The organism is Luteimonas yindakuii, assembly GCF_004803715.2.
GTDB classification, from domain to species: domain Bacteria; phylum Pseudomonadota; class Gammaproteobacteria; order Xanthomonadales; family Xanthomonadaceae; genus Luteimonas; species Luteimonas yindakuii.
Window position 1 is genome coordinate 2,657,727 of record NZ_CP039383.2, and the last position, 12,539, is coordinate 2,670,265.

General features: G+C 62.1%; 18 protein-coding genes. 3 read left to right on the forward strand and 15 right to left on the reverse strand.

Annotation, left to right across the window (positions count from 1 at the left end):
* Positions 1-63 precede the first annotated feature (63 nt).
* The gene (locus E5843_RS12345) at positions 64-252 is read right to left on the reverse strand and encodes a CPXCG motif-containing cysteine-rich protein (RefSeq protein WP_136412797.1); all 189 of its coding nucleotides are present in this window, start codon (positions 250-252) and stop codon (positions 64-66) included.
* Between the two features lie 222 nt (positions 253-474).
* On the opposite strand from E5843_RS12345, the gene E5843_RS12350 reads away from it, so the two are divergent.
* Positions 475-666, forward strand: a complete 192-nt coding sequence (locus E5843_RS12350) for a hypothetical protein (protein WP_136412798.1) — start codon at positions 475-477, stop codon at positions 664-666.
* 135 nt (positions 667-801) lie between these two features.
* Here the strand turns inward: E5843_RS12350 and E5843_RS12355 are convergent, their stop codons facing one another.
* Positions 802-1,143 (reverse strand): YciI family protein, encoded by a 342-nt coding sequence (locus E5843_RS12355; protein WP_136412799.1) that lies wholly within the window; start codon positions 1,141-1,143, stop codon positions 802-804.
* Between the two features lie 175 nt (positions 1,144-1,318).
* On the opposite strand from E5843_RS12355, the gene E5843_RS12360 reads away from it, so the two are divergent.
* Both E5843_RS12360 and E5843_RS12365 read left to right on the forward strand, forming a co-directional pair.
* Positions 1,319-1,687: a response regulator gene (locus tag E5843_RS12360; RefSeq protein ID WP_134674223.1), complete on the forward strand. Its 369-nt coding sequence runs from the start codon at positions 1,319-1,321 to the stop codon at positions 1,685-1,687.
* A 38-nt stretch (positions 1,688-1,725) separates the two neighbouring features.
* Positions 1,726-2,583 (forward strand): cyclic di-GMP-binding domain-containing protein, MshE-related, encoded by an 858-nt coding sequence (locus tag E5843_RS12365; protein WP_136412800.1) that lies wholly within the window; start codon positions 1,726-1,728, stop codon positions 2,581-2,583.
* A 57-nt stretch (positions 2,584-2,640) separates the two neighbouring features.
* On the opposite strand, the gene E5843_RS12370 is transcribed toward E5843_RS12365, so the two are convergent.
* The 13 genes from E5843_RS12370 to E5843_RS12430 form a co-directional block, all read right to left on the reverse strand.
* Positions 2,641-3,090 (reverse strand): HIT family protein, encoded by a 450-nt coding sequence (locus E5843_RS12370; RefSeq protein WP_136412801.1) that lies wholly within the window; start codon positions 3,088-3,090, stop codon positions 2,641-2,643.
* Positions 3,091-3,216: 126 nt separating this feature from the next.
* Positions 3,217-3,669: a BON domain-containing protein gene (locus tag E5843_RS12375; protein ID WP_136412802.1), complete on the reverse strand. Its 453-nt coding sequence runs from the start codon at positions 3,667-3,669 to the stop codon at positions 3,217-3,219.
* Positions 3,670-3,770: 101 nt separating this feature from the next.
* Positions 3,771-4,217, reverse strand: coding sequence for an HIT family protein (locus E5843_RS12380; RefSeq protein WP_136412803.1), 447 nt, complete (start codon positions 4,215-4,217; stop codon positions 3,771-3,773).
* A 76-nt stretch (positions 4,218-4,293) separates the two neighbouring features.
* Complete coding sequence (locus tag E5843_RS12385; RefSeq protein WP_136412804.1) at positions 4,294-4,620, reverse strand: nucleoside triphosphate pyrophosphohydrolase family protein; 327 nt, start codon at positions 4,618-4,620, stop codon at positions 4,294-4,296.
* Between the two features lie 310 nt (positions 4,621-4,930).
* Complete coding sequence (locus tag E5843_RS12390; protein WP_134674229.1) at positions 4,931-5,650, reverse strand: CPBP family intramembrane glutamic endopeptidase; 720 nt, start codon at positions 5,648-5,650, stop codon at positions 4,931-4,933.
* 76 nt (positions 5,651-5,726) lie between these two features.
* Positions 5,727-6,620: a hypothetical protein gene (locus E5843_RS12395; protein ID WP_136412805.1), complete on the reverse strand. Its 894-nt coding sequence runs from the start codon at positions 6,618-6,620 to the stop codon at positions 5,727-5,729.
* A 69-nt stretch (positions 6,621-6,689) separates the two neighbouring features.
* Positions 6,690-7,127, reverse strand: a complete 438-nt coding sequence (locus E5843_RS12400) for a T6SS immunity protein Tdi1 domain-containing protein (protein WP_134674230.1) — start codon at positions 7,125-7,127, stop codon at positions 6,690-6,692.
* A gap of 81 nt (positions 7,128-7,208) precedes the next feature.
* Positions 7,209-7,589 (reverse strand): VOC family protein, encoded by a 381-nt coding sequence (locus tag E5843_RS12405; RefSeq protein WP_136412806.1) that lies wholly within the window; start codon positions 7,587-7,589, stop codon positions 7,209-7,211.
* Positions 7,590-8,578: 989 nt separating this feature from the next.
* A complete protein-coding gene (locus E5843_RS14635; RefSeq protein ID WP_141066044.1) occupies positions 8,579-9,100 on the reverse strand; it encodes an HIT family protein in 522 nt (173 codons plus the stop codon).
* An 855-nt stretch (positions 9,101-9,955) separates the two neighbouring features.
* The gene (locus E5843_RS12415) at positions 9,956-10,258 is read right to left on the reverse strand and encodes a putative quinol monooxygenase (RefSeq protein ID WP_136412808.1); all 303 of its coding nucleotides are present in this window, start codon (positions 10,256-10,258) and stop codon (positions 9,956-9,958) included.
* 210 nt (positions 10,259-10,468) lie between these two features.
* Positions 10,469-10,789, reverse strand: coding sequence for a hypothetical protein (locus E5843_RS12420; RefSeq protein WP_141066045.1), 321 nt, complete (start codon positions 10,787-10,789; stop codon positions 10,469-10,471).
* Between the two features lie 42 nt (positions 10,790-10,831).
* On the reverse strand, positions 10,832-11,485 hold the full coding sequence (locus E5843_RS12425; RefSeq protein ID WP_141066046.1) for a DUF998 domain-containing protein: 654 nt from the start codon (positions 11,483-11,485) through the stop codon (positions 10,832-10,834).
* Between the two features lie 438 nt (positions 11,486-11,923).
* Entirely contained in the window at positions 11,924-12,361 is a 438-nt protein-coding gene (locus E5843_RS12430; RefSeq protein ID WP_136412810.1) for a VOC family protein, read from the reverse strand.
* Between the last annotated feature and the right edge of the window lie 178 nt (positions 12,362-12,539).

Genomic DNA, 12,539 nt, shown 5'->3' on the forward strand with positions numbered 1-12,539 from the left:
GCCATGCCGATGGGTGCGAAACGGTGCGGCAAGCTGCCCCGTGGCCGTCGACGCGATGTCGGCTCAGACGTCATCCTGCGCCAGCACATGTACATGGCCGGCACCGTCGGTGTCCACGTCCAGCACCACGGTGATCGGTCGGCAGCAGACGTGGCAGTCCTCGATATAGCGCTGCGACCCCGCACTGGTGTCCAGCGCGAGGCTGATCACCTCACCGCAGTACGGGCATTCGATGTCCTGGAGATCGAGCATGGGGGCCTCGGCGGCAAGGAGGCGGAGCCGTTCCGCGTACGCCTCACTCTACGCAGGCGGATGCCGCGCGCGGTGTCGAAGCGCCTGTCACCGTTGTCCGTTGTTCTTGCTACCGGTGGGCTGGACACAGCGTAATCCGACGCGCCTCAGTGCTCATCACGCGATGACGGCCCGGCTGCCACGGTGCGCCTCGCCCCACCGGCAACGGCTGCGGAGATCCCCATGACGCCACTGGACAAACCCCTGCGCCGCGAACTGACCATCGGCGAGGACATCTACACACTGACCATCAGCCCCGACGGGATGAAGCTGGTGCCGAAAGGCAAGCGCAAGGGACTGGAACTGGCCTGGGTGGACCTGGTCAGCGGCGACGCCGCGATCGCCACCGCCCTCCAGGCGTCGCTGCGGGACTGAGCAAGCCCGGTCGTGCCGGGGCCCGGTTCGGAGATGGCCCGACAGCCCGGTCGCCGAACCGGTCCATGACCTCCAGAACCGCGGCCGCGAAGTCACCGACGTCAGGCACGACGTCGCGGAGCTTGAGCCCAACCCTCAGGACTGCGGATCGAACCCGAACACGCGCAGTTCCTGGTCGCACCGGCACGCCCTGGCGATGCGGGCCGCCCACGCGATGGCCTCGTCGCGCGAGGGAAGTTCCAGGATGGTGAGCCCGCCATTGAGCGTGGGTGCCCACGGATAGCCGCCCCCGGTGACCGCACCGTCGGCAGACACGAGCACCGGCGGCACGCCCTCGTCGATGCCGCCGCCGAAGACGTACACGCCCGCGGCCCTGGCCTCCTCGATCACCGCATGCGAATCGCGGACCACCGCGTCCCAGCCGTCATCGGCAACGACCATCGCCACACTGGGGAAGGAGATCAGGTACTTGGCCATGGCACCTCCGCTTGGGATCGACGATCGCCGTGATGCATGTGTACCGCACGCGCGGCGCTCCGGAGCCGCCATCGATCGACGCGCAGCCCGGCCGCCCCGCCAACCCTCAAGCCGGCCGCCTTACGGTCGCTATCGAATCACGGCCCGTGGGCTTTACCTCGACCAGGAGACACCGATGAGCGGACGACCGACCGTGCTGTTGTGCGACGACTCGCGCGCGCTGCGCATGCTCGCGGCAGGGCAGCTGGACGAAGCCGGCTTCGACGTGGCGGGCGAGGCCGGCAACGGCCTGGAGGCGATCCGCCAGTACGAGGCCCTGCGGCCGGACCTGGTGCTGCTGGACCTGGTGATGCCCGAATGCGACGGGCGCGAGGCGCTGGCGCGCATCCTCGAACTCGACCCGCAGGCGCGGGTGGTGATCCTCAGCTCGCTGGGCGCGCAGCGCGACATCGAGGAGTGCCTGCGCATCGGCGCGCGCTCCTACCTGCAGAAGCCCATCGACACCGACGCGATGGAGCGCGTGCTGCGCGAGGCGCTCGCCTGACCGGCGGGCCGGCCGACCTTACTTGTAGAGGCAACACGATGGCAGCGAAATTCCTCGGCCAGTTCCTGCTGGAACGCGGCGTGATCACCGCAGCGCAGCTGCTGGCGGCGATCGAGATGCAACGCGCGTCCAACCCGCTGCTGGGCGAACTGGCCGTGCACCAGGGCCTGCTCGACGCCGCGCAGGCGCGCCGTATCCAGCAGCGCCAGCGGGTGGAAGACCGGCGTTTCGGCGACATCGCCCTCGAAATGGGCGTGCTCGACCAGACCCAGCTCGACGCGCTGCTCGACGCGCAGAAGGCCGGCCGCCGGATGCTCGGCGACGTGCTGCTGGAACAGGGCGCCATCGACGCCCAGCGCCTCGACGCGGAACTCGCACTGCACCGCGCCAGCCAGGAAGACGCCCGCCACGCCTTCGAAAGCGAACTCGCCGCGCACGAGCTGGGTGATCTCGCCAACAGCGCGGTCGGCCTGTGCGCGCGGCTGTTCCCGCGCATGCTCGGCAGCCAGTGCCTGCCGGCCGAAGTGCTGGCGCCGGAGGAGCTCGACAGCTGGCCGGTGGTGGCGCACGTGCGCGTGGAGGGCGCCCGCCCGCTCGGCATCGGCCTCGCCAGCGACCTGCCCACCGCACGCGCACTGGCCTGTGCGCTGTTGCGCATCAGTCCTGACCTGTTCGACGACGACCTCGCGCAGGATGCCCTTGGCGAAATGGTCAACGTGCTGATGGGCTACCTGGTCCGCGATGCCATGCACGACGACGACGCCGGCTATCGCGCCCTGCCCCCGGATGCATCGGTGCCGATCGCGACGCTTGCCGCCGATCGCGCGCGCAGCCTCGCCATTGGCATGGGCTCGCAGCTCGGCGGCTTCGTGCTGCTGGTGGATCGCCCGGCCTGATCCGCGGTCCGCGTACTGCGACGCGCACAACACCGCGCAACCCCTGCTCCCGCCGCGCTACGGCAGGGACGATGCGGCAAGGCGCCGCACCAGCCGTGCCTGCAGCTCCGCCAGCTCGCCGTGGTCGGCCTCGCGTGCAGCATGGATGCCCATCCTCTGCCCGACATAGCGCGGCACGAGGTGCACGTGGATGTGGAACACCGTCTGCCCGGCCGCGGCACCACTGAACTGGGCCAGCTGCACGCCATCGGGCTGCAGCTCATCGACGATCACCCGGGCCAGCTGCTGCGCGACGGTCATCACCCGGCACAGCGCAGCGGTGTCCACGTCCAGGAGATTCACCGCCGCGGACCGTTTGGGAATCACCAGGGTGTGGCCGGTTGCCTGCGGATACAGGTCGAGGAACGAGAGCACCTCGTCGTCTTCGTAGACGGTGTAGCAGCGGGCATCGCCGCGGATGATCCGGGCGAAGATGTTCTGCGGGTCATAGCGCGTCTGCAGGCTCACGGGCAGGCCTCATGGGAACCGGACCCCATTCTCCACCCATGAAAAATGCCGCACACCCGAAGGTGTGCGGCATCGGTTACCTGGCCGGATCGCGCGGCCGGATCAGTCCGGACCACGCTCGGGCCCTCAGTTGGCGGGGCCGACCGTCAGGCCGCTCGTCTGCACGTCGGTGACGCCTTCGATTCCGCGCGCCACGCGGGTGGCGGTGTCGATCTGCGCCTGGTTCTCGACCTGGCCCTGCAGCGTCACCACGCCGTTGAGGGTATCGACGTTGATGTCCAGGCCGGACACGTCGGACTCGGCCAGCAACGAGGACTTCACCTTGGTGGTGATCCAGGTGTCGTCGACCGGCTGGGCGGAATCACGACCATCGCCCAGGCCGTCGGGGTTGGCGTCGCCCATGGCCGGGTCGTTGCGCACGTCGCCAGCGGTCGTAGCGGCCGGGGCAGTCTGCGCGGCCGGATCATTGGTCACGCCGGCGCGCTCGTCGGCATTGCGCTCGCCCGAGCAACCGACGGCAAAGGCCAGCGCGGAGGACAGGGCGATGGCGAGGGGAATGCGGGTGATGTTGGACGTCATCTGAGGGTCTCCAGCGAGTGGGGTGGCTGGAGTGTCGTACGCACAATGCTCACGGCGCGTGATAGCGGCGATAAACGCCTGTTCATCCACGGCCGGTGCAGCTACTGCAAGGCTGCGCGGAGCCTGGCTGCCAACTCGATGCGTTCCGCGGTGGCATAGGGCAGTTTCTGCCCCGCGTGCAGTCCGTCGTCCGGATAGCGGGGAAAAACGTGCAGGTGGTAATGCCACACATCCTGATCGCCGGCAGGACCGTTGTGCTGGCGCGTGGAGATGCCCCCGCAACAAAAGGCGCTGCGCATCGCATTCGCCAGGCGACGCGTGGCGCGAAAGAACTCGCTGCCAAGGTCGTCAGGAATGTCGAAGACGTTCTCGTAGTGACGACGAGGCACGACCAGACAGTTGCCTTGTATCCCGGCGTAGTGGTGCGTCGGCACCAGCGCGAAGACGTTGGCATCCACCAGGACGACGGCGGATTCCGGAGCGGGCGACGGCAGTGTCCCGGCAATGGCGCAGAACGGGCAGTCGTATCCGGGTGGCGCATTCTTCATCGCCCCGCGCTCCTACGAAGGTGGCTCGGCGTACGCATCTGCCCGGTTGATTGCACGACGCGGCACGTCGTGACGGCTATTTCTTCAGCTCGCTGGAGACATGGCTGGCCAATTCACTGATGTTCTTCGAAAACTCCGCCTCGAGATCAACGCCGCATTTCTTCGCGAGGACGATGATCGACCACAAGCAATCCGACAGCTCGTGGCCAAGCTTCGCCCTGTGGCCCTCGATATCCCGGACGCCGGCATCTGCCTGGATCAGCTTCGCCAGGTCACCCACGTCTCCCACGAAACCGAGCGCCAGCTCTGCCGTCGTCCAGACCCGCCCGTACTTCCTGATCTCAAGCTGTTCGTAAAGATCGTTGAGCTGTAGTGCCTGGGTTTCAAGATCGCTGAATCGCATCTCAAACGACACCATTTTGTGGGACGGAATCTACGCCCGCTGTGGTCCGCGGACACCTAGCGCCAGAATAACGCGGTGCCGTGAAGCTTTGTCGGCCTGAATGAAGTGTTAGACCGGGCTGGCCCCAAGCGACGCCGAGACCATGAGGTACCACATGCCGAGCACTGCCATGAAGGCCTTCGCATGCGATTCTCCTGCATAACCGCCTAACACCTGAGTTAAGCCGGCTTGCGTAGCGTAGCCAACAACGTGGCAAGCTTTATCTGCCACGTTGTTGATGTAGCGAAGCAAGTTCGGCCTGAACGAATTGTTATGCGCCAATCAGCGCAGTGAGATGGAATGCGACATTTGCAAAGCTGTGCGCCAGTATTGGGAAGAGCAAACTGCCACTATTGAACCGCAACCAACCGCCGGCAATGCTACCGATAAACGGGAACAAGGCAGACATTGGGTCAAACGAGAACGCAGCCTCTGAATAGCTCAGCCCGTGCCAGATCCCAAATGCAACAGCGGTGATGAACACCACGATCCAAGGTATGCCTTGCGAAGGCTCTTTGCCACGGATGAGGCCGAGCAAAAGGGCTGGAGCGATGCCGCGATACACCAGCTCTTCCACCATTCCGGGCATCGACGCCTGGAACGCAAACGTCTCTACAGACGGGACCGAGGGTTTGAAGAGCAGCCCGAGTGAGAGACCCCAGAGGATGAAAAGGAACAGAGCGATTAGAGATGCTCTGAGGTTTCTTTGTGACAAGGTAAGGCCAAGTGCCTCGGGCTTGATCCCCAGCCCGAGCACCACCACGACGGACAACAGTAGGCTGTAGATCTTTCCAGACCAATTCCACTCTCCGCCGATAAAGCTAAATGCAGACGAGGCAGACGGCAACCCGGTGACCAGATCATCGAGTCCTAGGTAGGCTGCGAACAACAACCCAAAGGCAAGGGTCACGCGCTTGTCGAAGTGCTTGAACGCAAGAAAGACCAGAAAGGAAATTGCAGCAAAGCTCAGCGCGAAAATGACTGCTTCCATTTGCGACGTATCTCCGATTGGCGCCTAATGCCAGAATTAAGCCGTGCCGCGAAGCGGCATCGGCTTGAATGAATTGTTAGGTGCTGGGCAACGATGCCACGAACACCGAGAAGAGCTTCCGATCAGCAGGGGAGTCCAAAATTGCCGCGAGCTGAGCGATGTTATCGCGAGTAGCAAATGCTTTAAGCGTAACCACGACCTGTTCCATTTGGTCTAGCCGGGCATCCAAGCCGCCGGTAACTTTGTCCAGATGCCTCGCTTCCTTGTCAGAAAGGCTGCTTACATCAACCCCTTCAAGACGGTGAAGTGCTGGCTCCAGCTCAAGGAGGTCTTTGCGGACGGAGTCATAGGACTGCAGCGCAGCGATGTGAGATAGGCGCCCCACGGTCTCAGTGACGTAGTACGGCATGTCTGGCCGAGCGATCCCGGACTCGAGGGCGATTTCGCGCTCGCGCTTGGTGCCTCTTCTGTTCGTGGTGATTGCCCCATCACCACTGCGCATCATCCGCTGAACGCTATCGGCAACGGGTTGGGGCACACCGGTCCCGCGTAGGGAGGTGACGGCTTTGTACGCGGGGCGAGCGTTGTCTCTGAGGTTGTCGAAGCGGGCGACGAGCGCGGGCAGCCGGCTCTGAAGAGCTTCCAACCTTTCGCGACGCTCTTTGGCGCGCAGATCCCTGTCGAAGATCTTTTGTAGGCTCGTGAAGACAACGGAGAATGCGCTCTTCCCGCATACGCTCCCGAGATTCGTAACCTGCCCGTCAGTGGTGGTTACGAGGTAGCCGTTGCCATGAGGCTGTTTGCAACTTTTCAATCCGCAGGGCTGCCTGCTGCTAAACGAGTAAACGCCAATGATCTCCTTCAGAGCTGCTGACTTTGGATCAAGTGCCCTGACGAAACCAGGAGTCTCGTACACCTCATCCCAAGAGGTGAGGCGAACAACACCTCTTTCAACGCTGATAGTGATCATCAACCAGCACCTAACACCTGAGTTAAGCCGCGCCGCGAAGCGGCGTCGGCTTGGACGAATTGTTAGGTACTACTCGGTGACTACAAGTCGTACCTGTGCACCGTCCGGGAGCTCCCGGATTTGCTGGGCAATATGGCCCGAGGCCGCGATGAGCTCAAGGAGCGGCAGCGTTGCCAGATTGTCGCCGCCGTACTGGCCGCCAAGCGTGGCGGGGATCTTGAGGCAATAACGGTAGCCAGGACGCAGGGGGCCAAGCCCCTGTTCGGCCTGCCCCACCAAGGTCGCCATGTACCAGTCATGCAGGAACTCCTGACTCCGGGACAGAGCGTCGAGCTCCGGTCGGCTAGCGGCTACGACAGCGCAGAAGAGGTCTTCAGGGCAGATGCGCCAGTAGCGCTCGGTCTGGTCCTTTACGATGAGGTTGCCGAAAGGGTTGTCGCCTACTACGGCGGTAGGCCGCAGGCCAGTCCAGCCCCACGAACGTTCGATCACCGACAGCAGGTCCACAGCACACCTAACACCAGAATTAAGCCGCGCCGCGAAGCGGTGTCGGCTTGAATGAATTGTTAGGCGCCACCGATGTGTCACTCACCGCCGTTCCTCCAGTAGACCGACCAGATTGCCATCCGGGTCACGTAAGAACCCAATCCATAGCTCATGGTCAGGCATCTTGACGGTGATCTGTGGCTCCCGCTCGTTCTTGGCTCCGCGTGCTACCAGTGCCGAATGCGTGGCGCCAATGTCCGAGACCTTGAAGTAGAGGGTGGAGTTGGCTCCCACAGAGCCGCTACCTTGAGGAGTGGTAAGCATAATGCGAATTCCGGAAGCATCCAGGAACGCGAGATTTGGTCCGGCGCTGAACAAGAGCTTCAGACCAAGGACATCACGATAAAAGCATAGTGCGGCCTCAACGTCGCTAACGGTCACGGCGATCTGTCGAATCTCGGAGAGCTTGAGTTCTGTGCTCATGATCGCGACCCTGCTGGATGTGGCGCCTAACACCAGAGTTAAGCCGAGACGCGCAGTGGAGCGAACCACATGGCAAGCTTTACCTGCCATGTGGTTTGCGTAACGAAGCGGATTCGGCTTGAACGACTTGTTAGGCCGCCGCACGCCGAGCTTGCGCCCAACCTTGCGACAGCCCAACCCCTGAGCCGAACAGTACAACAAGTCTGGCCGAACGGCCTGAGGCTGGCACTTGCCGGGGCCAAAGCCAGAACACTCGACTCGCGCGGCCTAGAACTCTCACCGCGCCTTGTCCAAAGCCGACTCGGCCGGTCGAGTCTTGCGGAGAGTCGCGCCTGTCCGAAGCCGAGGTACTGCAGGGGTGACTGCCGATGCCTGCACCGCGCGTGCGAGGTGCAAAAGCTGCGGATAAGCGAGGCAGTACAGATTGCCTGGAACCCGGCAACAACAGTGCGGGAACAAGGCCTAACACCAGAATTAACCCGCGTCGCGAAGCGACGTCGGCTTGAATGACTCGTTAGCCCGCATAGCTGCAGCCTGACGCTCTCGTACCAGCTTGCCTGAGACCAACAGATTCTTTGCTGGAACGACCAAGCCTGACTCGAATGGGGTAAAAAGCACCGTCATAATGATCATTGGAACAAGGCCGATCGTCTTGGCACTCGGGTCAATCGCTCGGCAAGTTCGGTGCACCGCTGTTGCGTAAGCGATGACGGGGGGAACCGTGATGAGCGCCAGGAAGATTGAACTGGCGACCACTGCTCTGGACGAGTGCACTAATGCAGTGACGATCATGGCAGCGAACCACGCCACGTGGACCACGTAGCTCTGTAGGAGCCGCCGCCTCTGCTTGATCAGTTTGGGGATCAGAGATGCATCCACTGCGGCCTAACACCTAAGTTAAGCCGAGACGCGCAGTGGAGCGAAGCACATGGCAAGCTCTACCTGCCATGTGCTTTGCGTAACGAAGCGGCTTCGGCTTGAACGCATTGTTAGGCCGCGGCCGCCGATGATGACAAGTGCGGCCGAATGGATGCCGCCATGGTGTCCAGAGTCGCACGGTCTGGGTATTCTGGCGGCGATGGGTAGATGTCCAGAAGGCGGTCTGACGGCGAACGTGGGTGAACATGAAAGTGGAGATGCGGCACCTCTTGGCCCGCCGCCTCCCCGATCGAATGCCACACACTTATGCCCTCGCAGGAGAGCGCGTCCGACACAGCGCGCGTAACGTCAGCGACAGCGGCCATCAAGGCTGCCCCCGTGTCACCGTCAAGCTCCCGAACGTCCGGCAGGTGCACTCTTGGCACCACCAAGACGTGGCCAGGGTGGAACTGACGTGTGTCCATAAATGCCACGGTCAATGCGCACTCTCTGACGAGGCTGGCCGCCGCCTTCCCGGCAATGATCTCGCAGAAGATGCATCCGTTCGCCACAAGTCCTTCCGAGCGGCCTAACACCAGAGTTAAGCCGCGCTGCAGCGGGGCGTGAAGCACATGGCAAGCTGTACCTGCCATGTGATTTGCGCCCCGATGTGGCGTCGGCTTGAACGACTCGTTAGGCCGCCGCACGCCGAGCTTGCGCCCGACCTTGCGATAGAACCCCTGAGCCCGACAGTACAACAAGTCTGGCCGAGCAGCCTGAGACCGGCACTTGTCGGGATCGAAGCCAAAACCAGCAACTCGCGCGACCAAGAACTCTCACATCGTCCTGTCCGAAGCCGACCCGGGAGGTCAATTCTTGCGGAGAGTCGCGCCTGTCCGAAGCCGAAGTGTTGCAGAGCTGACGGCTGTTGCCTGCACCGCGCGTGCGAGGTGCAAACGCTGCGGATAAGCGAAGAGTCATGGATTGCCTGGAGCCCGGCCACAACAGCGCGGGACACAAGGCCTAACACCCAAGTTAAGCCGAGCCGCGAAGCGGCTTCGGCTTGAACGCATTGTTAGGCCGCAGCTTGCGGTATGCCAGCGATGCTAGGAACGCGCCGAGAAGCCAAGCAGCAAGCGTCTTTGCACCGACAGCAAGCAGGCCCGCTGGTGCCATTGCGAGAAGCGTGGTGCCAAAAAAAGACGCTAGGGCCCAGGGAGCATTGGCTCGAAGAATATGCACGGTGATGAGATGAACCGCTAACGCTACCAACGTTGCCCTGCCCCTAGCCCAAGAACGACCAAGACCTCCCAAGCCGCCAATGAAGCCCACGACGGCATTACGAACGCGTTGGTGTATCCGAGCGCGCGTAGCGATAAGAAGTAGGTGGCGATGCCCGACACTGCGCCGGCGAGAATGCTCTTGAGTGGTCCTTGCATGACTCTCTCCCTGGGGCCTAACACTTGAGTTAAGCCGACCCGGGAAGCGGGTTCGGCTTGAACGCATTGTTAGGCGGCTCCAGCGATACCATGTCCGCCCACCGGTGAGGTCTCGATATGCTGGTCAAAGCCCGCAATCAATGGCTTGCCCTGTGCAATGGCAGCTTGGACCGAAGGCAGCGACAACGAGGCCTTGTGGCTAGCTTGGCTGTCCCAGACCTCAGTTATCCAGATCGCGTCAGGGTCCGCAGGGTCTTGTGCGACGACATAACTCAGACACCCAGGCATTCCCGACACACCGTCCAGAAGAATCGAGATCAGTGCGTCGCGCTGACCAGGAACTGCTCTCACCTTTCCGATCAAACCATACATCGTCGTTCCTCCAGATCGAGAAGCGGTCGCGGGCATGGCAAGCGTCGCAATCCCGACCGTTGTAACTGTAAGAAACTGTCGTCTATTGAGCGCCATCATGAGCCGCCTAACACCCAAGTTAGGCCGAGACGCGTAGTAGAGCGAAGCACATGGCAAGCTGTATCTGCCATGTGCTTTGCGGAACGAAGCGGCTTCGGCTTGAACGCATTGTTAGGCGCGCCCCGCCGGTGTGCCAGGCGCGAACTCCTTAACGCCAGCCGCAGCGAGCTGTGCCCGCGCCTCCGGGTCCTCCGCAACAACGCGGCGAAGCGTGTGAAATACGTAGGTGCGGCACAGACCTGGCCAAGCGACAAGCATGTAGAGAGCCCCGGCAACCAGCCAGTCCGGACGGGTCAGGGGCTTCCAGCCGCTGAAGTGTGCGACAGCGGTGTAACCCAGAACACCCAACAGAACCCAGCGGAACCACGCCCAGAAGCGGGTGCCCCACAGTACGTTCTTGAAGTGGCGAATTTCCGAGTCTGTAAGTTTCACTTCACGCCTCCTTGCGGTGCAGTAGTGCGCCTAACACTTGAGTTAAGCCGCGCCGCGAAGCGGCGTCGGCTTGGACGAATTGTTAGGCGGCACCGAGGAGCTGTTGGCCCGCCACAGCGCCCAGCCTACCAGCGCAACCCACAGGAAGAAGCACAAGAAGGTGATGCGCTGACCGATGCTGGCCATGCCAGCGAAGCGCAGAAACCCAGTAGCGATTGACGCGATTACGAGGGCGAGCGACGGCGTTGCTGCCCAATGCCATGAGTTGACCTTCCGGAACAGTGAAGGCAGCCAGAAGCCTGCTACTAAGAACGCGATGTAGCAGCCAAAGCTGCCTACCGAGTGCAGGAGCGTCGTAGTGGATTTGAAGTCCGTCATGTTGGCGGGAAACGCGCCGGACAGTGCCATCAGGAGGCCTGCGGCCACCAATGCCATTGCTGGGGCAGTGGCCGGAAGCCCGCGGCCTACGAACTCGCGCCGGAGCCCGATGCCCAAGAGTGCTATAGCGAGGCCGGGCAGGATGTAACCGAGAACGTTCCAAGCCCAGAGGTTGGGCGCATCCAAGCTGCCCAGCTCACTAATAGCCTGGTCGGTGTGTACGTAGTCCGGCCGCATAGCCGACATTACTAAATAGACGGTCAAGAACCATGCCGGAGTGGCTATTGCGACAAGGCCAATCTTCTTTTGAGACATCATGTGTGGTGCGGTCCCTGTGCCGCCTAACGCCTAAGTTAAGCCGAGACGCGCAGTGGAGCAAAGCACATGGCAAGCTGTACCTGCCATGTGCTTTGCGTAACGAAGCGGCTTCGGCTTGAACGCATTGTTAGGCCGCGGCATGTGAAGTTGGGTCAATGCTTCTCTCCCGAGAACGAGTTCCCCCACGCAGCGAAGAACGGCACGAAGACCCAGTACACGAAAGGGACCACTAGTGCTATTGCGACGCCCTTCCCAATCCAGGGTGCATACTCGGGATAACGCCCAGACAAGAACTCGCTAGCAGTCCCCCCTGCGTAGGAAAGGACCACAGCGACCGCTAGTGCTCTCACGATCTTGAATGCGCGTGCGCGAGTCATTTGAGCGGCCTAACGCCTGAATCAAGCCGCGCCGCGAAGCGGTGTCGGCTTGAATGAATTGTTAGGACCCACTTGCGGCACCCGCATCTGACGGCCCCTTGAGCTCAATCACGTTGCCATCTGGGTCCGGAAAGTACAGCGACAGCCCGTCGCCCTCTGCGCCAAAGTTGATCTCGGCACCACCAAGTGGCGCAACTCCGTGGTTACTCAGATGTGCAACAAGATCGAGCTCGTTGAATGGCTCAATGCGCAAGCACAAGTGATCTACGTTCCTTGCTTCCTTCCCAGGTGCAGCACCACCGCGAGATCCAAGCTTTCCATCCACGCTCACGAGATCAATCATCGAAGCGCCTGCCCGCAGATGGACGAGCCCAAGGTGCTCACGTTGCCTGACAACGTCGCACCCAAGCACGGAGCGATAGAACTCAACGCTTCCGCTCAAGTCACTGACCCGAAGGACCACATGATCGATTCGCTGTACGGAGAATGGATTTTTCATTGACGACTCCGTGAACCTTTTTTGGGGCCTAACACCTAAGTTAAGCCGACCCGCGCAGTGAAGTGGACCAGGTGGCAAGCTTTACCTGCCGCCTGGGCCGCGTAACGAAGCGGGTTCGGCTTGAACGCATTGTTAGGCCGCACCGCGACGCTTCTCCACGAGCGCTAAGCGACCGGTG

Bases quoted from the DNA above. Each gene is read 5' to 3' on its own strand.
- E5843_RS12405 (WP_136412806.1), bottom strand. From the start codon at position 7,589: ATGAGCACAGAACTCAAGCTCTCCGAGATTCGACAGATCGCCGTGACC.
- E5843_RS12360 (WP_134674223.1), top strand. From the start codon at position 1,319: ATGAGCGGACGACCGACCGTGCTGTTGTGCGACGACTCGCGCGCGCTG.
- E5843_RS12385 (WP_136412804.1), bottom strand. From the start codon at position 4,620: ATGCGATTCAGCGATCTTGAAACCCAGGCACTACAGCTCAACGATCTT.
- E5843_RS12425 (WP_141066046.1), bottom strand. From the start codon at position 11,485: ATGATGTCTCAAAAGAAGATTGGCCTTGTCGCAATAGCCACTCCGGCA.
- E5843_RS12345 (WP_136412797.1), bottom strand. From the start codon at position 252: ATGCTCGATCTCCAGGACATCGAATGCCCGTACTGCGGTGAGGTGATC.
- E5843_RS12375 (WP_136412802.1), bottom strand. From the start codon at position 3,669: ATGACGTCCAACATCACCCGCATTCCCCTCGCCATCGCCCTGTCCTCC.
- E5843_RS12390 (WP_134674229.1), bottom strand. From the start codon at position 5,650: ATGGAAGCAGTCATTTTCGCGCTGAGCTTTGCTGCAATTTCCTTTCTG.
- E5843_RS12430 (WP_136412810.1), bottom strand. From the start codon at position 12,361: ATGAAAAATCCATTCTCCGTACAGCGAATCGATCATGTGGTCCTTCGG.
- E5843_RS12415 (WP_136412808.1), bottom strand. From the start codon at position 10,258: ATGTATGGTTTGATCGGAAAGGTGAGAGCAGTTCCTGGTCAGCGCGAC.
- E5843_RS12395 (WP_136412805.1), bottom strand. From the start codon at position 6,620: ATGATCACTATCAGCGTTGAAAGAGGTGTTGTTCGCCTCACCTCTTGG.
- E5843_RS12365 (WP_136412800.1), top strand. From the start codon at position 1,726: ATGGCAGCGAAATTCCTCGGCCAGTTCCTGCTGGAACGCGGCGTGATC.
- E5843_RS12350 (WP_136412798.1), top strand. From the start codon at position 475: ATGACGCCACTGGACAAACCCCTGCGCCGCGAACTGACCATCGGCGAG.
- E5843_RS14635 (WP_141066044.1), bottom strand. From the start codon at position 9,100: ATGGCAGGTACAGCTTGCCATGTGCTTCACGCCCCGCTGCAGCGCGGC.
- E5843_RS12355 (WP_136412799.1), bottom strand. From the start codon at position 1,143: ATGGCCAAGTACCTGATCTCCTTCCCCAGTGTGGCGATGGTCGTTGCC.
- E5843_RS12380 (WP_136412803.1), bottom strand. From the start codon at position 4,217: ATGAAGAATGCGCCACCCGGATACGACTGCCCGTTCTGCGCCATTGCC.